This window comes from Frigoribacterium sp. UYMn621, assembly GCF_040549525.1.
In the GTDB taxonomy this organism is placed as follows: domain Bacteria; phylum Actinomycetota; class Actinomycetes; order Actinomycetales; family Microbacteriaceae; genus Lacisediminihabitans.
In genome coordinates this window covers 122045-144912 of record NZ_JBEPTM010000004.1, presented here as the reverse complement: position 1 = coordinate 144912, position 22868 = coordinate 122045, and the positions used below count along the sequence as shown (strand labels likewise).

16 protein-coding genes are annotated in these 22868 nt (G+C 66.3%); 7 read left to right on the top strand and 9 right to left on the bottom strand.

Going from position 1 to position 22868, the window contains the following annotated elements; genetic code table 11:
* Window positions 1–33 precede the first annotated feature (33 nt).
* The 5 genes from ABIB54_RS09000 to ABIB54_RS08980 form a co-directional block, all read right to left on the bottom strand.
* On the bottom strand, window positions 34–5928 hold the full coding sequence (locus ABIB54_RS09000; RefSeq protein WP_354575189.1) for an Ig-like domain-containing protein: 5895 nt from the start codon (window positions 5926–5928) through the stop codon (window positions 34–36).
* 10 nt (window positions 5929–5938) lie between these two features.
* Window positions 5939–7384, bottom strand: a complete 1446-nt coding sequence (locus tag ABIB54_RS08995; RefSeq protein WP_354575188.1) for a serine/threonine-protein kinase — start codon at window positions 7382–7384, stop codon at window positions 5939–5941.
* 149 nt (window positions 7385–7533) lie between these two features.
* Window positions 7534–8373: a PP2C family protein-serine/threonine phosphatase gene (locus tag ABIB54_RS08990; RefSeq protein WP_354575187.1), complete on the bottom strand. Its 840-nt coding sequence runs from the start codon at window positions 8371–8373 to the stop codon at window positions 7534–7536.
* A gap of 38 nt (window positions 8374–8411) precedes the next feature.
* The gene (locus tag ABIB54_RS08985; RefSeq protein WP_354575186.1) at window positions 8412–9161 is read right to left on the bottom strand and encodes an FHA domain-containing protein; all 750 of its coding nucleotides are present in this window, start codon (window positions 9159–9161) and stop codon (window positions 8412–8414) included.
* Between the two features lie 53 nt (window positions 9162–9214).
* The gene (locus ABIB54_RS08980; protein ID WP_354575185.1) at window positions 9215–10651 is read right to left on the bottom strand and encodes a gamma-aminobutyraldehyde dehydrogenase; all 1437 of its coding nucleotides are present in this window, start codon (window positions 10649–10651) and stop codon (window positions 9215–9217) included.
* Between the two features lie 123 nt (window positions 10652–10774).
* Between ABIB54_RS08980 and ABIB54_RS08975 the strand changes: the two genes are divergently transcribed.
* From ABIB54_RS08975 to ABIB54_RS08960, 4 genes are all read left to right on the top strand, one after another.
* Complete coding sequence (locus ABIB54_RS08975) at window positions 10775–11242, top strand: Lrp/AsnC family transcriptional regulator (protein ID WP_185203306.1); 468 nt, start codon at window positions 10775–10777, stop codon at window positions 11240–11242.
* A gap of 5 nt (window positions 11243–11247) precedes the next feature.
* On the top strand, window positions 11248–12678 hold the full coding sequence (locus ABIB54_RS08970) for an aspartate aminotransferase family protein (RefSeq protein WP_354575184.1): 1431 nt from the start codon (window positions 11248–11250) through the stop codon (window positions 12676–12678).
* A 61-nt stretch (window positions 12679–12739) separates the two neighbouring features.
* On the top strand, window positions 12740–14128 hold the full coding sequence (locus ABIB54_RS08965) for an NAD(P)/FAD-dependent oxidoreductase (RefSeq protein ID WP_354575183.1): 1389 nt from the start codon (window positions 12740–12742) through the stop codon (window positions 14126–14128).
* A gap of 121 nt (window positions 14129–14249) precedes the next feature.
* Window positions 14250–15308: a hypothetical protein gene (locus ABIB54_RS08960; RefSeq protein WP_354575182.1), complete on the top strand. Its 1059-nt coding sequence runs from the start codon at window positions 14250–14252 to the stop codon at window positions 15306–15308.
* Here the strand turns inward: ABIB54_RS08960 and ABIB54_RS08955 are convergent.
* From ABIB54_RS08955 to ABIB54_RS08945, 3 genes are read right to left on the bottom strand one after another with little or no spacing between them, the layout of a single operon-like run.
* Window positions 15305–17284, bottom strand: a complete 1980-nt coding sequence (locus ABIB54_RS08955; RefSeq protein ID WP_354575181.1) for an ABC transporter ATP-binding protein — start codon at window positions 17282–17284, stop codon at window positions 15305–15307. The genes ABIB54_RS08960 and ABIB54_RS08955 overlap by 4 nt on opposite strands.
* Entirely contained in the window at window positions 17281–19014 is a 1734-nt protein-coding gene (locus ABIB54_RS08950; protein ID WP_354575180.1) for an ABC transporter ATP-binding protein, read from the bottom strand. Before ABIB54_RS08950 ends, ABIB54_RS08955 begins: the two co-directional genes overlap by 4 nt.
* 2 nt (window positions 19015–19016) lie before the next feature.
* Window positions 19017–19601, bottom strand: coding sequence for a TetR/AcrR family transcriptional regulator (locus ABIB54_RS08945; RefSeq protein WP_354575179.1), 585 nt, complete (start codon window positions 19599–19601; stop codon window positions 19017–19019).
* 56 nt (window positions 19602–19657) lie between these two features.
* On the opposite strand from ABIB54_RS08945, the gene ABIB54_RS08940 reads away from it, so the two are divergent.
* Window positions 19658–20572, top strand: coding sequence for an NADP-dependent oxidoreductase (locus tag ABIB54_RS08940; protein WP_354575178.1), 915 nt, complete (start codon window positions 19658–19660; stop codon window positions 20570–20572).
* A gap of 14 nt (window positions 20573–20586) precedes the next feature.
* On the opposite strand, the gene ABIB54_RS08935 is transcribed toward ABIB54_RS08940, so the two are convergent.
* Window positions 20587–21558 (bottom strand): aldo/keto reductase, encoded by a 972-nt coding sequence (locus ABIB54_RS08935; RefSeq protein WP_354575177.1) that lies wholly within the window; start codon window positions 21556–21558, stop codon window positions 20587–20589.
* A 111-nt stretch (window positions 21559–21669) separates the two neighbouring features.
* Between ABIB54_RS08935 and ABIB54_RS08930 the strand changes: the two genes are divergently transcribed.
* Window positions 21670–22218, top strand: coding sequence for a methylated-DNA--[protein]-cysteine S-methyltransferase (locus ABIB54_RS08930; RefSeq protein ID WP_354575176.1), 549 nt, complete (start codon window positions 21670–21672; stop codon window positions 22216–22218).
* Window positions 22215–22811, top strand: coding sequence for a DNA-3-methyladenine glycosylase I (locus ABIB54_RS08925; protein ID WP_354575175.1), 597 nt, complete (start codon window positions 22215–22217; stop codon window positions 22809–22811). The genes ABIB54_RS08930 and ABIB54_RS08925 overlap by 4 nt, the downstream gene beginning before the upstream one ends.
* Window positions 22812–22868 lie beyond the last annotated feature (57 nt).

The window sequence follows — 22868 nt, the reverse complement described above, 5'->3', positions numbered from 1 at the left end:
GGTGCCTCTCGGTTCAGCGGGGGTCTCCGCACGTTATCGGACATTACCGTTCCTGTCGTACTGGATCGTGTAGGTACTTCCGCCATTGGCGATCACCACGATCGTGAGCACGGGCTCCTGTCCGGGTTGCACGAGCGCGACGCACTGGCCGCCCTGGCTCGTGTCTCCTGGCAAGAGCGTGTCCCCGACCCCGTTGCCACAGGAATACTGGATGCCCTCGTAGCGTGCGGAGGTCCAGCTCGGCCAGGTGAAAGTGCCGCTCGGATCGTTCGGGTTGGCCGGATTCACGACGGGCGTGAAGGTGACCGGACCGATCCGCGGATCGACGGGAGTTCCGACAGCGAAGGACGCCGACCAGTTCTGCTGGCAGACCGCGCCGGCATCCGGGAAGTTGCGGCACGCACGCACCTGCACCGAGATCGCGTGGCCGTACTGCTGGCCCTCCGCCGTGAGGAGGGCTCCGAAGGAGACGGGCCCATACTCGGTTGCGGGCACCGAGTCGCCTTGCAGCCGGTAATAGAAGCTGTAGTCGCTCGAGAGCGGCGTACCGATGGAGGCTCCGGTGAGAGCGTAATCGTAGGTCGCACCGCTCTTGTTCGGGCCGCTTGTGGAGATCGCGGTGACGACTCCCGGGGTGGTGTGCGCGGAGACGGCCGGGCTCGCGGTGCAGCCGATGCTGTTGTCTGCGAGCACCACGAGTGAGTAGCTCGACTCGCGCGAGAGCCCGGAGAAGGTGGCGGCCGTCGAGGTGCCCACCGACTGGGTGGTCGATCCCGAGGGGGTGGGCGCCGCGCAGGTGGGGCTCGCGCCGGTATAGGCGACGGCCCGATAGCCGGTGATCTCCCGCCCGTTGTTGCTGAACGCGCCGCCCCAGGCGAGCGCGATCGAGCTGTCGGTCGCAGTGGCCGTCGGCGAGGACACGGAGAGGGGCTTACCGGCGGGGGTGCCGGTCGTGCTTGCGGAGTTCCAGGTCGCCAGGGCAGCGAGAGCCGAGTTGCGCGCGCTGAGGGACACGGAGACGTTCTGGCCGTTGGTCAGCCCGGACACGTCGGCGGAACACGATCCTCCACTGCAGGCGGAGGGATCGACATCGGTCGTGGCGCCGCCGACCACCAGGCGGTAGTTGTTCACCGCGCTTCCCGCGGAGGGAGTCGTCACAGCATTCCAGATGATCCGCAGACCGCCATCGAGGGGATTCGCGGCGAGGCCGGTCGGAGCGGGAGGGATGATGTCCGACCAGACGGTCGCACCGAGGTCCGTCGCATCCGAGGCCCCGATCGCATTGATGGCCCTGACCGCCACCCGCACCCCGTTGGCCGGACCGTTGCCCGGCGTGGTGATGTCGCACACCGCGACGGCACAGGAGGTCGTGGACACTGCCCCCGACGCCGAGGTCACGAGGATGTCATAGCCGGTGATGGGAGAGTTGTTCGACACCCCGGGGCTCCAGCGCACGGTGAGTACGCGGTCCCCGAATGAGGTGACCTTGAGCGCGGTCACCGGATCGGGCTTGTCCTGCACCGAGACCGTGATGGAGCCCCAGACGTAGCGGTCCGGGTCCCCGGTCGCATCGGCCACTTCGTACTGCAGGTTGGTGTCGACCGGCTGCGCGGAGGACGACGCAGTGATGGTCAGCTTTCGATTGTCGGCGCTCGGGGAGATGGTGAGCCCGGACGGCACCGATCCGCCGTCGAGCCCACGAATGGCGAGCACCTTCAGTGGTTTGCCCGGGAATGGGTTGGTGGCCTCGTCGTTGGCCAGCACGTCCACCGTGGTCGTCTGTCCCCGCGGCGCGAGCACCGAGTCCGGCGCCGGTCGCGCGAGCGGGCGACTGGATGCCACGACATTCAGCTCGATCTGGCCCTGCAGCCCGGTCGAGGTGTTGTCTTTCACCCCCAGCAGAATCGCCGTCGAAGTGCCCTTGACCGCACTCTCACTTGCGCGAATGACGATCTTCTGTCCGGTGAGCGTGTAGGTGAACGAGCTGTCCGGCAGCGGGTTGAGCACGGAATAGGTGAGCTCCGGCAGTGCTTTCGGATACGGGTAGTTGGTGAGCTTGAGCAGGTCGAGTTCTTTCGACGTGCCCGGCTCGAAGTCGATGACCCCGCCGACGAAGACGGGCGGCTGGTTCTGCCGCGGGGTGACCTTGATCGGCAGCACCAGGGTGGCCTTCCGACCGGTCGGATCCGTCGCAGAGCTCCCGTCGGTCACCTCGAAGGAAATCGATGCCGGCCCGAAGTACTTATCGGCGGAGGTGAATTGGAGGGTGTGATCGTTGACCACCAGGTTCGACCCGTTGGAGTGGGTGGCCTGCACGGTGGTCGAGTCGGTGAGGCGCACCTGCTTGCCACCGATCGCGAGCACATAGTCGTTGAGGTCGATCGAGAGCGTCGACTCGCTCGCGATCGTGAGCGGAGGCGCCTTGCGGTTCAGCTGGGGCAGGGCGTCATTCAGTCCGGGCACCCACACGAAGGCGTAGGACACCACGCTCGCGTCGTCGGGGTTCGCGACGGAGAAGGGGATGATCTGGCTCTTGTTCTTCACGGTCACCTGGATGCGCTTCGTCGGCGTCACTGTCGCATCGCTCGAGTAGCCGGGCAGCACCGAGACCCCGAGTGTCGAGACGTTGCCGTCGGCGAAGAAGACATTCTTCAGCACGTTGACGTCGAGTGAGTCTCGCCCGAGCACATCGGACAGGGTGAGCACGGTGTCATTCACCACGGGGAAGGAGCGGGGCGCATCCGTGCTCACGATCACCGTGATGAACGCGGCACTGGTGCCACCGAAGCGGTTCTCGATCGTGTAAACGAGACCGTAGGTGCCCGGCTTGGTCGGCGGCGTCACCTTCACGATGTCGCCCTCGATGCGCGCGACGATGTCCTTCGAGTTCGGCTCGACCTTCGTGATGGAGAGGGTGCCCCCATCCGGGTCCGAGTCGTTCAGGAGCGGCTGAATGGAAACCGTGCCCCCGGGCCGGATGCGCACCTCGTCGGACACGGCGACCGGGTTGCGGGCACCCGGGAACTTCGGGCTGATTCCCACCCGCACGAGGCCGATCGCCCGGGCGCCGAGGGCGTCGATGACACTGTAGGTGAAGGTGTCGGTGCCGGCCGAGTAGTCACCGGCGAGAAAGTCGACGTAGTCGGTTCCCACCGCGGTGACCGATCCTTTGGTGGGGTTCGTGGCCTGGCCGAGCAGCTGAACAGAGTCCCCGTCCGGGTCGATGCCGGTGAGCGGGATGGGGATTCGCACGGTCTCGCCCGCGATCACCCGGGCGGTCACGGTCTGCGGAACCGGGGGATTATTGGTCGCCTGGACCGCCTCACGCACCGAGATCTTCACCTGCGCCTGTGCGCTCTGCCCATTCGGATCGGAGACCGCATACACCGCGGTGAAATCTCCGGTCTTCTGCGGAGCGAGGTACCGGAGCACGTTGCCGGAGGCGAACAGCAGCCCGGAGTTGCCCCCGAGCGTCGTCGACAGCAGCGGGTTGAGCGTGAGTTGTTCGCCATCCGGTTGGACGTCGTTGTCGAGCACCGGGATGTCGATGGCATCGCCGACCCGCACCGTCACGCTGTCGTCGTTGGCGATCGGCGGCTGGGAGCGGGTGGGGCGGAGAATTTCCACGACGTTCACCACGCCTTCGGCCTCGGCGAGTCCGTTCGTGATGCGGTAGTTGAAAGTCACCGTCCCGGACTCCAGCGGCGCGGTGAGCGTGACACGGATGGAGCGCTGCTCGAGCACTTCCGCCGTCACTCCGGAGTTCGGGGCGAGGTTGTACACGCCCGTCACCAGGAGCACCCCTCCAGCCGGATCCTTGTCACTGGATGCGACATCGATGGTCTGGGTGCTCAGCGACTGCACGAAGATGTTCTTCGGAATCGTGATGGGTTTGGTGTTCGCGTCCGGCGGTGCCGCGACGTCGACACGCACGATGCCGTTGGCGGTCTGGTCACCGTCGTTGACCACATAGTCGATGTAGTGCGTGCCGACCTGGTCGCTCAGGAACCGGAAGGTGCCGGCCTCGAGACTCGGGGTGATGGTCACCCCGCTCTTCGCCGGCACGCTGGCGAGCCGCAGTGTTCCGGAGCCCCCTCGCACATGATCGAGTGGAGAGAGGGTGATCTCCTGGCCGGCATAGGCCAGCTTCACGTAGGAATCGGCGATGATCGGCACAGAACCGATGGCCTTCACCGTGACCGAGAGCGAACCGGTGCCACTCAGCTTGCCATCGGAGACGACGAGCGGAACCGACCTCAAGCCCGGGCCCGAACCCCCGTCGGTGAAGACGACCGTGCCCTCCGGCTTGTAGGTCACCGTGTCCGGTGGCGCCGTCGCGGCCGATGTGAGGTAAAAGGCGTCACCGTCCGGGTCCACCCAGTCTCCGAGCACGTCCTGCGTCACTCGACCACCGGCCGCGACGAGGGCCCTGGACTGCTTCACCTGGAACGGCGGGGAGTTCTCCGAGGGAAGCCTCACGGCCACCGTCACCGTGGCGCTCGCGGTGCCACCCCGGCCGTCGCTGATCGAGTAGCCGAAGCTCACTGTTCCGCTGGCCGACGGTGCGAGGGTGATCTGCACCTGCTGGCTGTCGTTGATGAGGTCGAGGTGACCGATCGATTCGTCGAGCGCCGTCACATCCGAGATCACCAGCACATCACCGTTGGCGTCGTAGTCGTTGAGAAGCACGGGCAGCACGCTCGTTCGCCCGGGCCGCGCGCCGAAGGAGTCGTCCACGGCGACCGGCGGCACCTGGGTCTTCTCGTAATCGGGCGGGGTGTCCTCGTTGGTCTGCTCGACCTTCTGCTGGTCCTTCCGCACGGTGATGAGGTCGGCCCAGTTGTCGATGAGCTCTCCGGCCTGCTGCACCGCCCACACGCCGCCACCGCGCGGATCGCTCAGCACCAGCCGGTCCGCATTGGAGACGAAGGCCAGCTGGGAGGCGGATGCCGGCATCGAGTCCAGAGTCAGGGTGACGGCGGATGAACTGCCACACTGCCGCCACGCCGAACCGATCGACCACGCGGCGAAGGTGCAGCCCCCCATCACGCGGGGAGCGGCGGGGATCCCCCCATTGCTCGTCGTGAGGGTCACCGTGTTCCCCCCGCCGAGCGGCACCTTCAGAAGTCCCGTCGACGAGGCGATCAGCACAGAGTCACCCCCGGTGGAGGCCTCCTGCAGCACGGCATTCGCTCCGGAAGAGATCAGCCTCGAGAGATCGATGGTGCGGTCTGCCGTGAGGATGGTGCGGCTCACAGAGTCGAACAGCACCCACCGTCCGCCGACCGAGGTGACCGAGACGTCCCGTCTCGCGCCCCCGAAGCGAGCACGCGTCGACTCGGCAACCGTGTCGGCGTGTGCGGCGTCCAGCTGGTAGACCTGCCGGGTGTCGGCTGAATAGCCGAACAGCATCCCCTCGGGCGTCACACTCGTCACGGCGTTCGCGCCGAGGCTGAGAGTGGCCGGCGACTGGGCGTCGAAAGTGGGGAGCTGGGCGAGCGGCACGATCCAGACCTGGCCAGTGCCGCCGGCGGCGATCACGATGTTGTCTCCCGCAATCGACAGCTGGGGGTCCTGCGGCGGCAGCGGCACGCTGTCCTGCACCTTCGATGTGGCCGGATCGACGATATCCACCTTGCTGTCGGTGCGGTCGAAGAGCAGCACCGTTGACCCGCGCTGGATGGTCTGGATGTCGGCCCCGCTCGAGGCCACAACCGTGTTGAGCGCGAGCACCTGGGTGTTCGCGCGTCCGATCACCTGCGAGCTCCCGTTGGCCACCCACACGGAGCCGTCATTGAGGTCAAGGCGCTGCGCCGTGTACCCGGAGGAGACGATCGCCACGGTCGCGACCAGCGCGGCGATCACCGTGCCGCTCGTCGCGGTGGCGACGAGTGAACGGTGGCCCGCGAGCCAATCCCTGAGAGTCATTGTGCTGTCGTCACCTTCCGAAGTCGACGCACTTCTCCGCACTCGGAGGCCCCGTCTTCCCCTGGCGGTTCACCGCTACCGTGATGCAGACCCGATCCCCGGCCTTGGCATCCTGCGCGAAATAGTCTGAAGAGGTCTGCAGCGACGATCGACCATCGCTCGTGGTCACCTGGTAGGAGTCGTCCGTCTTGAGCCCCGGATCGGTCCAGCTGAACTTGATGGAGTCCGTGCCCGCTTTCGCGGCGATGTTCGTCACCTGCGGAATGCTGTCCGAGTTGGCGCGGATGAGCACGAATGTCGCAGTCGCCCCGAGAGCGATCACGAGTACGGCACTCACGATGAGTCCCCACGCGAGCACGCGCATGCCTCTGGCGCGCTCGACCGGACGCGTACCGCTGCTCTGGGCCACGCCCTTCTGACGACTGTTCTGGGCGCCACCGGTCTGGCGCATCATTGTTCCGACCGGCGCGTAGGTCGTGCTGGCCGAGCGGCGACGACGCCGTCCGCGCGCCGAGGGCACGACTCCCCCGACACCGCGGATGCGCGTGCGATCCTCGAGGTCGGAGACCGTCGCGAGAGCCCAGTCGTCCATGGCCACCTCGATCGGCGTCTGGGGAACCCCCAGTTCCGTCTCGATCGCCTGCAGTTCGCGCACGAGCTCGAGTACGCTCGCCGGCCGGTTCTCCGGCTTGCGGGCCATCGCCTGGGCGAGCACCCTCTCCAGGCTCGGCGGCACGTCGGACCGGCCGATCGGCTGGGGCCGTGCCCGGTTGATTCGGGAGATGAGGTCGGTGGACTTGTTCGATTCCCCCGGGACCTCGAATGGCGATCGCCCGGCGAGCAGCGAATAGACGGTCGCGGCGAAGGACCAGACCTCTGAGGCGATGCTTCCGGGTGTCTCGTCCATCAGCACCTCCGGCGCCGACCACGGAATCGAGAGCCCGACGGATTCGTGAGTGTCTGCCTCGCTGAGGGTCGACGCGATTCCGAAGTCCGAGAGCACCGGATGCCCATAGGCGGTGAGGAGGATGTTGGACGGCTTGATGTCGCGATGAAGCACGCCAGCCCGGTGCGCGGTCTCGATCGCGCTACCGATCTTCACCGCGATGCGCAGCACCTCCGGCACGGGGATCCGCTCGCGCCGGTACCGCTCGCTCAGAGCCGATGAACACAGCTCCATCACGAGGTATGGCCGCCCGTCGGAGGAGACGCTCGCCTGGTAGACCGTGAGGATGGAGGGGTGCGAACTCAGTTGTGCCATGAGATTCGCCTCGGCCTGGAACATCTGTCGCACCTGGTCGTTCACGACCTCACTCAGCATCACCTTGACGGCGACCTGGCGGCGTGGCATGTTCTGTTCGTAGAGGAAGACATCGGCGAATCCACCCGAACCGAGCACGTGGATGGTCGAGAATCCGGGCAGAACGGGAGGCGGGGAGGGCAATCGTCGTGCCATCTCTCCTCCTTCGACGACGCTGGCTGAAGGCCGGTCGGTGCTCTGCGCCCGGGAGAGTCCCGGTGTCCTATTGTAGACACGCCCGCATTCGGGCCCGTTGGACAAATCTGCTGATCAAGAGCCTGTTTTTGTCCCCCCTTTGGGGGTGGTCACTGGGTCGGAGTCGGCGAGGTGCGCGGGATGGTGTTCTCGAACTCCCCGAGACCGGAGCTTTCGAGCACGTCGATCACGATGGTGGTGATGTTGTCTCGACCACCGGCCTCCAACGCGGCATCGACGAGCGCGTTCGCCGTCGCTTCGGCGGAATCGCCTGCGGCCAGGTGACGGCGGATCGCTTCGGCATCCAGTTCCTTCGTGAGGCCGTCCGAACACAGCAGTAGTCGGTCTCCCTCACGCACGGGTACGACCCAGTAGTCCGGCACGGCTTCCACGTTGAATCCGACGGCACGGGTGATCACGTTGCTGTCGGGGTGCGCCTCTGCGTCTTCGGCCCGGATGATGCCAGCATCGACGAGCTCCTGCACCACCGAGTGATCGACGGTCACCTGCACGAGAGCGTCGCGTTCGTAGAGGTAGACCCGCGAGTCCCCCACATTGAAGACGGTCCAGAAGGGCTCGTCGTCCTGCACCGAGAGGGCGACCCCGGTAACGGTGGTGCCGACTCCCAACTCTTTCTCATCGGCGGCCCGTCCGATGTCGATGGTCGCGGCCCGCAGCCCACGCTCGATTGTGTCGGCATCGGCGAATGGTTCGATGACCGCTTCGGACAGCCTCGAGACCACGGCGGCGCTAGCGATGTCTCCGGCGGAATGGCCGCCCATGCCATCGGCGACCGCAAAGATCGGCACGCGAGCGAGAAAGCTGTCTTCGTTGTGGGCGCGGCGGCGGCCGGTGTCGGTTGCCGCTCCCCAGGCGAGAACGAGCCGGGCATCCGGATGGTCCGGGATCTGCACGGTGAATCTCGCGCTGCTCGTGCCGATCTCGGTCACTGGAGCCTTTCGCGGGTCATCGGGGGGAGGTCCATCCGTCAGACCAGGCGCTCGATGGGGAGGATCTCGACGGTGTTGCCGTCTCCAATATCCACTACTGTCCCCGCCGAGACAACGAGCGACTCGCCCTGGCGCAGTTTTTGTGACGAGGCTCCGGGAATGGACACCACGGTTCCGTTGGTCGATCGGAGATCGGTGACGATGACGGATGCCCCCTGCTGCCGCAGCTCCAGGTGGGTGCTCGAGACCTCTCGTCCCGGCGACGGCACACGCACCAGGCGTGGCACTCCTCCGATGGCGATACGCGGGGCCACCGGCTTCCTGCCGATCAGCGCGGGAGCATCGAGCGGGATCGGCTCGTGGCGGTTGACCCGGATGCGGTACCAGGGCACGGTGAGGCCCCCTGGATCGGTCGGGAGACCCTCTCGGGGGCGCACGGAGCGCTCGACGACGACGGGATGCCCGCGCGGGGGCTCGACGAGCTCGTGAGGTTCCGCCCGCGCGGGAGGTTTGACGAGCACAGGCGGTTCGACGAGCGCGGGCGGTTCGACGAGCGCGGGCAGTTCGACAAGCACGGGGGGCTCGACGCCGGCCTCGTGCTCAACGGCCGCGGGCGGCTCTTGCGCCGCGGGTCGCCCCGGTGACGGGCCGCTCGGCACCGCGGCCGGCCCGCGAACGACCGTGTCCGCCTCGATATCCTCCGGCTCTCCGGTGCCCCCGCTCCCCCGCTCGGATCCTATTTCCGGGCGCGTCCGGACGACGGTGTGCTCGACGTCTTCCGGCTGCATGCTGTCCATTCTGTCCCGCGGGCGGAAAGTGTGCGCGGTTTCGGCGCGGGGCATCAGCGACCGATGTAGCTCATGACGTGCTTGATCCGGGTGTAGTCCTCGAATCCGTAGCTCGAGAGGTCCTTGCCGTAGCCCGAGTGCTTGAACCCGCCGTGGGGCATCTCCGCGACGATCGGGATGTGGGTGTTGATCCACACACAGCCGAAGTCGAGGCGCTTCGCGCAGCGCATCGCACGACCGTGATTCTGCGTCCACACACTCGAGGCCAGGCCGTATTGCACGCCGTTCGCCCACTCGAGGGCCTGGGCCTCGTCGGTGAACTTCTGCACGGTGATGACCGGCCCGAAGATCTCGTTCTGCACCACTTCGTCAGTCTGATTCAGTCCGGAGACGATGGTGGCCTCATGGAAGTAGCCCGTGGCGCCCTGCCGACGCCCGCCGAGCTCGATCGTCGCGTTGTCGGGAAGGCGGTCGATGAATCCCTCGACCTGGGCGAGTTGGTTGGCGTTGTTCACCGGGCCGAAGAACGACCCGGGGTCGCCGGGCAGCCCCGTCTTCGCGTTCTGACAGGCGTAGGAGGCCAGAGCGGCGACGAATTCGTCATGGATGCCCGCCTGCACCAGCACGCGGGTCGCCGCTGTGCAGTCCTGGCCGGCGTTGAAATACCCCGCGCCGACGATTCCCTCCACCGCGGATTCGATGTCGGCGTCGTCGAACACGATGACCGGTGCTTTACCCCCGAGCTCGAGGTGCACGCGCTTGAGATCCAGGGCGGCGGCCCTCGCCACCTCCATGCCTGCCCGCACCGATCCGGTGATCGACACCATCTGCGGTGTCTTGTGGTCGATCATCGCTCCCCCGGTGGTCCGGTCGCCGGTGATGACATTGAGCACCCCTCTGGGCAGGAACTCCGCTGCGATCTCGGCGAGGAAGAGGGTGGCCGAGGGGGTCGTGTCCGAGGGCTTCAGCACCGTGGTGTTACCTGCCGCGAGCGCGGGAGCGATCTTCCACACCGCCATGTTGAGCGGATAGTTCCACGGGGTGACCTGGCCGATCACGCCGATCGGCTCCCGGCGGATCTGCGAGGTATGGTCCTTGAGGTACTCCCCGGAGGCCATGCCGCTGAGGTGTCTGGCCTCCCCGGCGAAGAAGCGGATCTGGTCGACCGAGAGCATGATCTCGTCGGTCACGAGAGTCGCGCGGGGCTTGCCGGTGTCTTTCGACTCGAGGTCGGCGAACTTCTCCGCGTTCGCTTCCATCGCGTCGGCGATACGGAACAGGGCGAGTTGTCGTTCGCTCGGCGTCGTGTCCCCCCACTCCGCGAAGGCCGCCGATGCGGCGCGGTAGGCGGAGTCGACATCCGCTGCGCTGGAGATCGGGGATGTGCCGTACACCTCCTCCGTCGCCGGATCGATCAGGTCGAAGGTCGACTCACCGGTCGCTTCCACGTAGTCGCCGTCGATGAAGTTTCGAAGCCGGGGGGTCGTCATACTCCCAACATAGCGAGCGACCGTGGCCGGCACCATGCACCTCTACTACCGATTCCGTAGCAAAACACCCTTCGGGATGCGGATTCACTTGTAACAAGACCATCGCACTGACAGAATCAGGGCATGAGCCCCAAACCCAAGCCCATGCACCTCGACGAGGTGTCGAAGGCGATCATCGAGCAGTTGCAGGCCGACGGCCGACGCAGCTATGCCGAGATCGGCAAAGCGGTCGGGCTCAGTGAAGCCGCCGTACGCCAGCGCGTGCAGAAGCTCACCGATTCCGGCGTCATGCAGGTCGTGGCCGTCACCGACCCGATGCAGCTCGGCTTCTATCGCCAGGCGATGATCGGGATCCGCGTGACCGGAGACACCACAACGGTCGCGGAGACCCTCGGCCGCATCACCGCCGTCGACTACGTCGTGCTCACGGCCGGCAGCTTCGACCTCCTGGCCGAGGTCGTCTGCGAGAACGACGAAGACCTGATCGAACTGCTCAACAAGGAGATCCGCGGGATCCCCGGCGTGCAGTCCACCGAGACTTTCGTGTACTTGAGACTGCAGAAGCAGTTCTACAACTGGGGAACGAGATAAGAAAAATGACAATCGACACCACCACACACAGCATTCCTTCGACTGTCGGCTCCTCGAAATTCAGCGAGGCCGAACTGCAGCAGAAGGCGAAGGATCATCTCTGGATGCACTTCTCGCGCCAGTCCGTCATGGAAGACGGCCCGGGGGTTCCCATCATCGTCAAGGGCGAGGGTCACCACATCTGGGACTCCACCGGCAAGAAGTACTTCGACGGGCTGAGCGGCCTGTTCGTGGTCAACGCCGGCCACGGGCGCCGCCGCCTCGCAGAGGTCGCAGCGAAGCAGGCAGAGGAACTCGCCTTCTTCCCGCTCTGGTCCTACGCGCATCCGAGCGCCATCGAGCTCGCCGACCGCCTCGCGAGCTACGCTCCGGGCGACCTCAACCGAGTGTTCTTCTCCACCGGTGGCGGCGAGGCCGTCGAGACGGCCTTCAAACTCGCCAAGTACTACTGGAAGCTTCAGGGTCGCCCCACGAAGCACAAGGTGATCTCGCGCAACGTCGCCTACCACGGCACTCCGCAGGGGGCTCTCGCGATCACGGGCATCCCGGCAATGAAGGAGATGTTCGAGCCGGTGACTCCCGGTGGGTTCCGCGTGCCGAACACCAACTTCTATCGTGCCGCCGAGATGGGTGCCCCCACCGAAGACCTCGAGACCTTCGGCCTGTGGGCCGCCAACCGCATCGAGGAGATGATCCTCTTCGAAGGCCCCGAGACCGTGGCCGCCGTCTTCCTCGAGCCGGTACAGAACTCGGGCGGATGCTTCCCCCCGCCTCCCGGCTACTTCAAGCGCGTGCGGGAGATCTGCGACCAGTACGACGTGCTCCTGGTCTCTGATGAGGTCATCTGCGCGTTCGGCCGCATCGGCGAGTTCTTCGCCTGCGACGCCTACGACTACGTTCCCGACATGATCACCTGCGCGAAGGGAATGACCAGCGGGTACTCGCCGATCGGCGCGACCATCATCAGCGACCGCATCTACGAGCCGTTCAAGCACGGCAACACGTCGTTCTATCACGGCTACACCTTCGGCGGTCATCCGGTGTCCGCGGCCGTTGCGCTGGCGAACCTCGATATCTTCGAAGAGGAGAGGCTGAACGAGAATGTGCGGCTCAACTCCCCCGCATTCCGGGCGACTCTCGAGAAGCTGAACGACCTGCCGATCGTCGGCGACGTGCGCGGTGCCGGGTACTTCTTCGGCATCGAGCTGGTGAAGGACAAGGCCACCAAGGAGACCTTCAACGACGACGAGTCGGAGCGCCTGCTTCGCGGCTTCCTGTCCAAGGCGCTCTTCGATGCCGGGCTCTACTGCCGCGCGGACGACCGCGGAGACCCCGTGATCCAGCTGGCCCCACCGCTCACCATCGGCCAGCCGGAGTTCGACGAGATCGAGCAGATCCTGCGAAGTGTGCTCACCGAGGCGTGGACCCGGCTGTAGCCCCGTTCCGCGCAGCCCACGGGGAACGGTGGAGGCACGGAGAAAGACGTGGTGATGAGCGATGGCTGACTTCCGCGCGCTGAGTTTCTGGTTCGACTCCCTGTCGACCGTTGGCGGCGAGGCTGGAGCGGATGATCTCCGGCCCCGCCCCGCGCTGCCCCGGGATCTCGGGGTGGACGTAGCCATCGTGGGAGGCGGGCTCACCGGACTCTGGACCGCCTACTATCTCGCTACCGCGGACCCGAGCCTGCGCATCGCGGTCCTCGAGAAGCACATCGCGGGATTCGGAGCATCCGGACGAAATGGCGGATGGTGCTCCGCCCTGTTCCCCGCATCGACCGCGTCACTAGCCCGCCGTCACGGTCGCGCGGCGGCCCTGGCCATGCGCCGGGCGATGATAGACACGGTCGACGAAGTCGGGCGGGTGACCTCGGCCGAAGGCATCGACTGCGACTTCGTCGAGGGGGGAACGGTGAGCCTCGCGCGCGGTCCCGCCCAGCTCGTCGCGGCACGAAACGAGGTCGCCGATGCGGCGGCGTGGGGAGTGGATGAACTCGAGTTGAGAGATGTCGCCCACTCGCCGCGCGGGGCGACAGGCGCGCTCGGCTCGACTTTCGATCCGGCCTGTGCCCGACTTCATCCGGCGAAACTGGTTCGCGGGCTCGCGAGGACGGTCGAGGGGCTCGGGGTCACGATCTACGAAGAGACCGAGGTGCTCTCCTGGCGGTCCGGGCAGGTGATCACGAAACAGGGGACCGTGGATGCCGCGGCCATCGTCATCGCGCTCGAGGGCTACGCGGCATCCCTGCCGCAAACCCATCGCCGGGTGTTGCCGCTCTATTCCCTCATGATCGCCACCGAGCCGCTCAGCGACGAGCTGTGGGAGGAGATCGGTATCGAGCACGGCCAGACCTTCGCGGACTTCCGACATCTTCTCGTCTATGGCCAGCGCACGGCGGACAACCGGTTCGCCTTCGGGGGCCGGGGTGCCCGCTACCACTGGGGCAGCAGCATCCGTGCGGAGTACGACCGGGTACCCGGAGTGTTCGACCACCTCGAGCGGACGCTCGGCGACATCTTCCCCGCCGCCCGTCAGGCGGCGATCACGCACCGCTGGGGCGGGCCGCTCGGTGTGCCCCGCGACTGGCACGCCGGGGCGAGCTTCGACCCCTCGACCGGCATCGCCACGGCGGGCGGCTACGTCGGTGACGGGCTCAGCACCACCAACCTCGCCGGACGCACCCTCGCCGACCTCATCCAGAAACGTGACACGCCGATCTCACGACTCCCCTGGGTGAATCACCACTCTCCCCAGTGGGAGCCGGAACCCCTTCGCTTCATCGGCGCGAACCTCGGAACCACCGCGATGAACATCGCCGATGCCGAAGAGCGGATGACCGGACGCGCGTCTCTGGCCGCCCGTCTGATGGCTCCCCTCACCGGGCACTGAACCCGGGCACTCGGCAGGGCCACCCCTCGATCAGGGCACTGACCGGTGCGCGACGGCGCTGGTAATATTCTCGGAGCCGGCCGGAGAATTCAGCCGCCCCCGGGCAGGCGATCGGGGGATCATGACGCTGTTCGACCAGGACACCTACGCTCTGCCCTCGACACCGCGTCGCAGGTCGCGTCTCAGGCGCGTGCTTCCCACCGTGCTGGCCCTGATCCTCGTCGCCGCCGGCGTGTCGGCCTTTCTCGGTCTCCAGCGCCTGCTCGATCAATACACGGTGTGGACCTTCCGCCCCTCGGCAGAAGTCACCGCACTCATCGGGTCATCGCACTTCACCGAGGAGGGTCGATTTGAGTTTCTCGCCAGCAAGCCGGTGATCGAATCATCCACGACCTTCGCCTCGAGTTGCGCGAGCAACCAGGAGGGAAGCGGCATCCTGGGCTGTTACCTGCCCCGGGACCGGTCGATCCACCTCTTCGCGGTGACCGACCCCCGTCTCCTCGGCCTCACCGATGTCGTCGCCGCCCACGAAATGCTCCACGCGGTCTGGGATCGCCTCTCCACCGCCGAGAAGCAGCAGCTCGTTCCCCTGCTCGAACACGAGGCGGCGAAGCTCGCGGGAAACGCCGACTTCCAGGCTCGTCTCGACTACTACGCGAAGAACGAACCGGGCGAACGCGACAACGAGCTGCACTCGATCATCGGCACCGAGATCGCGTCGATCTCCCCCGAGCTCGAGGCGCATTACGCGACGTGGCTCGGTAACCGGCAAGCCATCGTCGCCCTCCAGGTCAAGACCGACGCCGTGTTCACCGATCTCGAGAATCGGTCCATCGCTCTGTCGTCCTCGCTCGACTCCCTCCGCTCGACGATCGATGCGGAGTACGCCGCGTACACGAGCGGCTATGCCCAGCTGAACGCCGATATCCGTCGTTTCAATGCGCGGACCGACTTCACCTCCAGCCGCCAGATCGACCTGGCCAAAGCCGCTCTTCGTGCGCGTCAGGTCGCCCTCGACGCGCAGTACGCGAATGTTCTCGCGAAGACGGCGGAATACAACGCCGACCGTGACGAGCTGAAAGCACTCTCCCAACAGACTGCGGGACTGAATAGCGCGCTCAACCAGGGTCCGGGCACCACCCTCTCGACGCCCGTTCCCGCGAACGGCTCCGGCGGCTAGACCTCTTCGACCGCGGGCTCGGCGAACTGGGAGTTGTAGAGCCGGAAGTACGCGCCCTCGCTGGCGAGCAGCTCGGAATGTGTGCCCTGCTCCACGATGCTTCCGGCCTCCATCACCAGGATCAGGTCGGCGTCCCGGATCGTGGAGAGCCGGTGGGCGATGACGAAGCTCGTGCGATCGGTACGCAGGGCGCTCATCGCCTGTTGCACCAGCACTTCCGTTCGGGTGTCGACCGAGCTCGTGGCCTCGTCGAGGATGAGCACGCTCGGCCGGGCGAGGAAGGCACGGGCGATGGTAAGCAGCTGCTTCTCTCCCGCGCTCACATTCGAGGCCTCATCATCCAGAACCGTGTCGTAGCCGTCGGGAAGGGAGTGCACGAAACGGTCGACATAGGTGGACCTGGCCGCCGCAAGGATCTCCTCTTCGCTCGCCCCCGGCTTTCCGTAGGCGATGTTGTCGCGAATCGTGCCGCCGAACAGCCAGGTGTCCTGCAGCACCATCCCCATGCGCGACCGAAGGTCGTCTCGGGTCATCGCCGCGGTGTCGACCCCGTCGAGGGTGATGCAACCGCCGTCGAGCTCATAGAAACGCATCATCAGGTTGACGAGGGTGGTCTTTCCCGCGCCGGTTGGGCCGACGATGGCGACCGTCTGACCGGGTTCGGCGGTGAGCGAGAGGTGCTCGATGAGCGGTTTGTCGGCCGTGTACCGGAAGGACACGTCTTCGAAAACGAGCCGGCCGGGGGTTGCCGGACCGGGAGTCCGAGCGACGGCGGGATCGGCGGACTGCTCCTCGGCATCCAGCAGCTCGAACACCCGCTCGGCGGAGGCGACACCGGACTGCAACAGGTTCGCCATGCTGCCGAGCTGTGTGAGCGGCTGGGTGAACTGCCGGGAGTATTGGATGAAGGCCGTCACGTCACCGAGCCCCATGCTGCCGGCGGCCACGAATAGTCCGCCGACCACGGCGATCGCCACGTAGACCAGGTTGCCGACGAACATCATGGCGGGCATGATGATGCCGCTGACGAACTGGGCGCCGAAACTCGCCGTGAACAGCTCCTCGTTCTTCGTATCGAAGCGCTGCTCGACCTCGCGCTGGCGGCCGAACACCTTCACGAGGGAGTGCCCGGTGAAGGTCTCCTCGATTTGCCCGTTCAGCTCTCCGGTGTGCTTCCACTGGGCGACGAAGAGCTTCTGCGACCGCCCAGCGATCATCTTGGTGATGAGCAGGGTGAGGGGGATCGTGACGAGGGCGATCAGGGCGAGCACCGGCGAGAGCAGGAACATCATCACCAGCACACCCACCACGGTGAGCAGCGAGGTGAGCAGCTGGCTCAGGGTCTGCTGGAGACTCTGAGAGATGTTGTCGATGTCGTTGGTCACCCGACTGAGAAGCTCACCCCGCTGCATCCGGTCGAAGTAGGAGAGCGGCAGGCTGTTGATCTTCTCCTCCACCTCTGAGCGCAGGCGATAGACCGTGCGCTGCACCACTCCGTTGAGCACCAGGCCCTGCAGGTAGCCGAACACCGCCGCCAGCAGGTAGAAGGCGAGCAGCATCATGAGGATGCGGCTGATCGCGCTGAAGTCGATTCCGACGCCGGGGGTGAGATCCATGCCGCTCAAAAGGTCCGCCTGGGCGGTGTTCCCGGAGGCGCGCAGACCGGCGATGATGTCGGCTTTGGTCGCTCCGGCCGGCAGCTTCGCAGAGATGAAGCCGTCGAAGACCAGGTTGATCGCCTCTCCGAGCAGTCGTGGCCCAAGAACGGTGAGGAACACGCTGACGACGGTAAGGACGGTGACCACGGCGATACGCATGAGCTCCGGGCGAAGTCTGCCAACGAGCCGCTTGGCCGAGGGGCCGAAGTTCAGCGATTTCTCGACCGGCATACCCACTCCGCCGAAGTGTCCACCGCCACCGGGGCCGCGTCCCATCGGGGGCCGGTTGGGGGTTCGGGTGTCTTTCGAGTCGCTCATGCTGCCGCCTCCACCGTCAACTGCGATTGCACTATCTCGAGGTAGGTCGGCGAGGACTCGAGCAGCTCCTCATGGGTTCCGAGCCCCACCACCCTTCCGTCGTCGAGCACGACGATCTGGTCGGCATCGATGATGGTCGAGATGCGCTGGGCGACGATCACCATGGTCGCCTCCGGAAGCGAGCGCTCGAGCGCCTGGCGCAGCCGGGCATCCGTCGCCTGGTCGAGAGCGGAGAAGGAGTCGTCGAAGATGTAGATCTCCGGACGCTTCACCAGGGCCCGCGCTATGGCGATCCGTTGGCGTTGTCCGCCGGAGACATTCGTGCCGCCCTGCGCGATCACCGAGTCGAGGCCCTCCGGCATCTCGCGCACGAAATCACTGGCCTGCGCGATCGCCAGCGCGGCCCACAGCTCCTCGTCCGTGGCATCCGGCTTGCCGTAGCGCAGGTTGCTCGCCACGGTGCCGGAGAAGAGGTATGGCTTCTGCGGCACCAGCCCGATGCGGCTCCAGAGCAGGTCGGGGTCGAGCTGCGCGACATCCACGCCATCGACCAGAACGGTGCCAGAGGTCGCGTCGAACAGGCGCGGCAGCAGGTTGACGAGCGTGGTCTTGCCCGCCCCGGTGCTGCCGATGATCGCGGTCGTGCACCCGACCGGCACCGAGAAGCGGATGTCGGTGAGCACCGGCTGCTCCGCGCCCGGGTAGGCGAAACCGACATCCCGCAGCTCGACGGTGCCGTGTTCACGCAACTGCGTGACCGGATCGGATGGAGGCACGACCGTCGAATCCGTGCCGAGCACCTCGCCGATGCGGTCTGCGCTCACCGAGGCACGCGGAATCATGATGGCCATGAAGGTGGCCATCATGACCGCCATGAGGATCTGCATGAGGTACTGGAGAAACGCGGTGAGCGTGCCGATCTGCATCGATCCGTCGTCGATGCGGAACGCTCCGAACCAGATCACCGCGACGCTCGACACGTTGAGCACGAGCATGACGATGGGGAACATCAACGAGGTGAGGCGTCCGACGCGGTACGCGGTGGCGGTCACATCATCGTTGGCACGGCGGAACCGCTCGGTCTCGACATCCTCCCGCACGAACGCGCGAACGACCCTGATGCCCGAAAGCTGCTCGCGAAGCACCCGGTTGATCGTGTCGATGCGCTTCTGCATCAGGCGGAACTGCGGCACCATGCGGGAGATCACGAGACCGATCGCGATGACGAGAACCGGGATGCTCACGGCCATGAGCCAGGAGAGCTGGAGGTCCTGCTGCAGAGCGAGCACGATGCCGCCGATGGCGAGGATGGGCGCGGAGACGAGCATCGTGCACGTCATCAGCACCAGCATCTGCACCTGCTGCACGTCGTTGGTGGACCGGGTGATCAGGGATGCCGCTCCGAAGGTCGTCACCTCGCGTTCGGAGAAACCGCCGACCTGGTGGAACACCGCGGCCCGCAGGTCGCGCCCGAGCCCCATGGCCACCCGTGCTCCGAAGTAGACGGCCGTGATGGCGCACGCCACCTGGAGAACAGTGATACCGAGCATCACAGCCCCCGTGCGGAGGATGTAGCCGGTGTCTCCCGTCGCGACGCCCCTGTCGATGATCTCGGCGTTGAGAGTCGGGAGGTAGAGCGAGGCGATCGACTGGAGGAGCTGGAAGAAGACGACCCCGGCGAGCAGTCGGCTGTGGGGGCGCAGGTATTGGCGCAGGAGGCGAAGGAGCATGGTCAGTCTTTTCCTAGGTCGGGCTGGAGGATGCCGTGGAGCACGAGGTCGGTCAGCTCATCGGTGGTGAAGGCTGCGGATTCGGTGAACGGGGGGATCGAGGAGGCGAGGGCGAGAAGGCGGATGAGAGCGGCCGCCCGACTCGCCTCGACCCGCAGCACAGCGGGACGCTCGGACAGCACAGCGATCACGAGCTCGGCGAGTTCGGCGCGACCGTCGGAGCCGGGAGGCCGACCGTGCATTCCGACCGCCGCCATGATGCCGAAGATGCCCTCGAAGCGAGTGCGCAGGTGGAAGATCAGGTCGTGCACCTGGCGCTCGATCGGATCATCCGGATCGATTCCTCGCAGCATCATGCGCAGGGGCTCCGGGTCGAGAAACTTCTCGACGGCTGCCGCGATGATCGACTCCTTGTCGCCGAAGGCCCGGAAGAGGGTGCCCTCGGCGATGCCCGCGCTCTCGGCGATCTGCTTCGTCGTGACATCCCGTCCGTATTCGAGCAGCAGTGGGACGACGGCATCCACGATCATCGCTCGGCGGTCGTCCACCGACAAGGGGCTCGCGCGGGGACTTCTCAGTAGCGTCATCCGATCAGATTATCGGAGTGAGTGCTCACTCACAACACGGATCGTAGAATCGGATCATGTCGCGAATCGTTCAGTACAGCCGCTACGGCGGACCGGAAGTCCTCGACGTCGTCGAGGTCGCCGAGCCGCACGCTGGCGCCGGCGAGGTGCGTGTGGCCGTGCGCGCGGCCGGTCTCAACAACTTCGACTCCAAGGTGCGCCGGTCCCCCGACCTCCTCCCCCACCGCGTGCTGCCGAGCGGCCAGGGCTCCGAGTTCGCTGGCGTGATCGATGAACTCGGCGACGGGGTCTCGACCGCAGCCGTGGGCGACGAGGTGCTCGGCTGGAGCAATTTCACCGCGCAGGCAGACTTCGTGGTGGTGCCCGTCGGTCATGTCGCGCCGAAACCCCCCGGTCTCGACTGGGCGATCGCCGGCGGCCTCGGCCTCGTGGGTAACACGGCGGAGCGGTCCACCCGAGCGGTCGCGCCACAGCGCGGGGAGACCGTGCTGGTGAGCGCCGCGGCCGGCGGCGTGGGGCTCTTCGCCGCGCAGCTCGCGATTGCCGAGGGGGCGATCGTCATCGGCACGGCTGGCGAAGGCAATCACGACTACCTGCGCGGCCTCGGCATCATCCCGGTGGCCTACGGACCGGGGATGATCGACCGCCTGCGCGCGGCCGCACCCCAGGGCATCGACGCGGTGCTCGACAACGCGGGCCAAGAGACCGTGGAGGTCGCCATCGAGCTCGGGGTGGATCCGAAACGCATCAACTCGATCGTCTACTTCGAGGGAGCGGCCGAATACGGAATCTCAAACATCGGTGGGGGCGGCAAGAAGTCCGAAGACCTCGGCCGACTCGCTCGGCTCGTCGCCGATGGCACCATCCTGCTCCCGCTCGCGGCAACCTACCCGCTCGCGGAGGTGCGCAGAGCCTACGAGCAGCTCGAATCCCGCCACCTCCGCGGCAAGATCGTGCTCACCCTGCCCTGAACGACCGCCCGGCTCTAGGTCGGGTCGGTGAACATGGTCGAGATCTCCGCGATCTCGTCGCTCGACGGCGTCCACTCGGTGGCGGCCTCCGCGTTCTGGATGATCTGCTCTGGCTTCGTCGCCCCGGCGATCACGCTGCTGAGGCCGGGCTGGGCCAGCAGCCAGGCAAGGGTGGCGGCCAGCATCGTGATGCCCCGCTCCGTGCAGAATGCCTCGTATCGCTCCATCGTGTTCCAGGGGGCGGTCTCGAGCAGGTGCGGCCGCAGGTTCACGATGCGGCTGTCCGCCGGCCCGCCGGACCGGCTGAACTTGCCGGTGAACAGCCCGTTGTAGAGCGGGAAGAACGGCAGGAAGCCGAGCCCGTAGTGGTTGACAGCGGGCAGCACCTCGTCTTCGACGTCCCTCACGAGCAGCGAATACTCATTCTGAGCTGAGATGAACTTCGGATGACCGCCGAGGATCGCGCGGTACTCGGCATCCGCGATCTGCCAGCCGGTGAGGTTCGAGTGCCCGATGTAGCGCACCTTTCCCTCCGTGATGAGGTCGTCGAGCACCGAAAGGGTCTCCTCTATCGGAGTCTGCGGGTCGGGCACGTGCAGCTGGTAGAGGTCGATCCAGTCGGTCTGGAGCCGGCGCAGGGATGCTTCGACCGCCAGTCTCACGTAGCGACGCGAGCCGCGTGCTCCCCAGTCCGGCCCGTTGGTGCCGGCCATGTCCATCCCGAACTTCGTGGCGAGCACGATGTCGTGCCGACGAGCCTTGAGGGAATGGCCCATGCGGGTCTCACTGAGTCCGCGTTCCGATCCGTAGATGTCGGCGGTGTCGAAGAAGGTGACGCCGGCGTCGATTGCCGCGTTGATCACAGCATCGGTGCCCTCCTGGGACTCACTTGCCGTATTCGCCCGACCGAAGTTGTTGCAGCCGAGGCCGATGGTGGAGACGATGAGCCCGGAGTCGCCGAGTGCGCGATAGTCGATTGCAGCCATGTGACCAGCCTAGGCCGGTCCCCTCCTGCACAGCCCAGGGCGCTTCGCGGTTGCGAACCGATGTCCGATTCCCGCGAGAGAACTGACGGATGCCGCAACTACAGTCGAATCATGACCACCCTCTCCCCCACAATCGCCACCGCGGCTGACACGGTTGCTGAGACTGTTCCTCCCTCGCTCCGGCTGCGCCGGCTCGACAGTCCCATCGGCCGCATAGAACTGGTCGGCAACGGTGCCGCCGTCATCTCGTTGACCATCGAACGCGGCGGGGTCCTGCCTCATGACGAGCAGGAGGAGCACAGCGACGCGGTACTCGACCGAGCCGCCACCCAGCTCTCCGAATACTTCGCCGGTACACGCACCTCCTTCGACGTGCCGATCGCCCTCGGCGGCACGGATTTTCAGCGCTCGGTGTGGGCACGACTGGCTCAGCTGAGGTTCGGCGAGGTGATTTCCTACGGAGACCTCGGGCTATCCACCGGGCGCGCCTCGGCCGGCCGGGCGGTCGGGGGCGCGGTCGGAGCCAATCCGGTGCCCATTCTGGTCCCCTGTCATCGGGTGCTCGCCGCCAACAGCCGCATCACCGGCTACAGCGGCGGCAACGGCATCCCGACCAAGGTCTGGTTGCTCGACCACGAGGGCATCGGCCACCGGGGATGAGCGAGCCGAGGAGCGCCGTCCTGCTCGGGGAGGACGGGCTGGTCCGTTGCGCGTGGGGTGCCGGCGACGAGGAGTATCGCCGCTATCACGACGAGGAATGGGGAGTCGAGCTTCGGGGAGATCGGCCCCTCTTCGAGAAAGTGAGCCTCGAGGGGTTCCAGGCCGGTCTGTCCTGGATCACGATCCTGCGCCGGAGGCAGACCTTCCGAGCCGCGTTCCGTGACTTCGACATTGATCGAGTGGCGGAGTTCACCGAGCAGGATGTCGAGCACCTCATGCTCGACCCCGGCATCATCCGCAACCGAGCGAAGATCGAGGCCACGATCTCCAACGCGGTCATCGTGCGCCAGCTCGTGCAGGATGACCCCGGTGCCTTCGACCGACTGCTGTGGGGCTTTGCTCCGCCCCGCGGCGCCCGGCCCCGCCCGGCGAGCTTCGGGGACATCCCCGCGGTGACCGCGGAGTCGACCGCGATGAGCGCGGGGCTGAGGGCGATCGGGCTTCGATTCGTAGGGCCAACCACCATGTACGCCCTGATGCAGTCATCCGGCATGGTCGACGATCACGTCGAGGGATGCTGGCGCGCGGCCTGACGCGCCGGAGCTTCCCAGTCAGCCTCTCCCAATCTGAGGCTCCCGGTCGGACGCTCC

What these genes read in the sequence shown, in the direction of transcription:
- ABIB54_RS08945 (WP_354575179.1), bottom strand. Translation starts at nt 19,601, where the DNA reads ATGACGCTACTGAGAAGTCCCCGCGCGAGCCCCTTGTCGGTGGACGAC.
- ABIB54_RS08980 (WP_354575185.1), bottom strand. Translation starts at nt 10,651, where the DNA reads ATGACGACCCCCCGGCTTCGAAACTTCATCGACGGCGACTACGTGGAA.
- ABIB54_RS08960 (WP_354575182.1), top strand. Translation starts at nt 14,250, where the DNA reads ATGACGCTGTTCGACCAGGACACCTACGCTCTGCCCTCGACACCGCGT.
- ABIB54_RS08955 (WP_354575181.1), bottom strand. Translation starts at nt 17,284, where the DNA reads ATGAGCGACTCGAAAGACACCCGAACCCCCAACCGGCCCCCGATGGGA.
- ABIB54_RS08930 (WP_354575176.1), top strand. Translation starts at nt 21,670, where the DNA reads ATGACCACCCTCTCCCCCACAATCGCCACCGCGGCTGACACGGTTGCT.
- ABIB54_RS08975 (WP_185203306.1), top strand. Translation starts at nt 10,775, where the DNA reads ATGAGCCCCAAACCCAAGCCCATGCACCTCGACGAGGTGTCGAAGGCG.
- ABIB54_RS08935 (WP_354575177.1), bottom strand. Translation starts at nt 21,558, where the DNA reads ATGGCTGCAATCGACTATCGCGCACTCGGCGACTCCGGGCTCATCGTC.
- ABIB54_RS08995 (WP_354575188.1), bottom strand. Translation starts at nt 7,384, where the DNA reads ATGGCACGACGATTGCCCTCCCCGCCTCCCGTTCTGCCCGGATTCTCG.
- ABIB54_RS08950 (WP_354575180.1), bottom strand. Translation starts at nt 19,014, where the DNA reads ATGCTCCTTCGCCTCCTGCGCCAATACCTGCGCCCCCACAGCCGACTG.
- ABIB54_RS08940 (WP_354575178.1), top strand. Translation starts at nt 19,658, where the DNA reads ATGTCGCGAATCGTTCAGTACAGCCGCTACGGCGGACCGGAAGTCCTC.
- ABIB54_RS08985 (WP_354575186.1), bottom strand. Translation starts at nt 9,161, where the DNA reads ATGCAGCCGGAAGACGTCGAGCACACCGTCGTCCGGACGCGCCCGGAA.
- ABIB54_RS08965 (WP_354575183.1), top strand. Translation starts at nt 12,740, where the DNA reads ATGGCTGACTTCCGCGCGCTGAGTTTCTGGTTCGACTCCCTGTCGACC.
- ABIB54_RS08925 (WP_354575175.1), top strand. Translation starts at nt 22,215, where the DNA reads ATGAGCGAGCCGAGGAGCGCCGTCCTGCTCGGGGAGGACGGGCTGGTC.
- ABIB54_RS09000 (WP_354575189.1), bottom strand. Translation starts at nt 5,928, where the DNA reads ATGACTCTCAGGGATTGGCTCGCGGGCCACCGTTCACTCGTCGCCACC.
- ABIB54_RS08970 (WP_354575184.1), top strand. Translation starts at nt 11,248, where the DNA reads ATGACAATCGACACCACCACACACAGCATTCCTTCGACTGTCGGCTCC.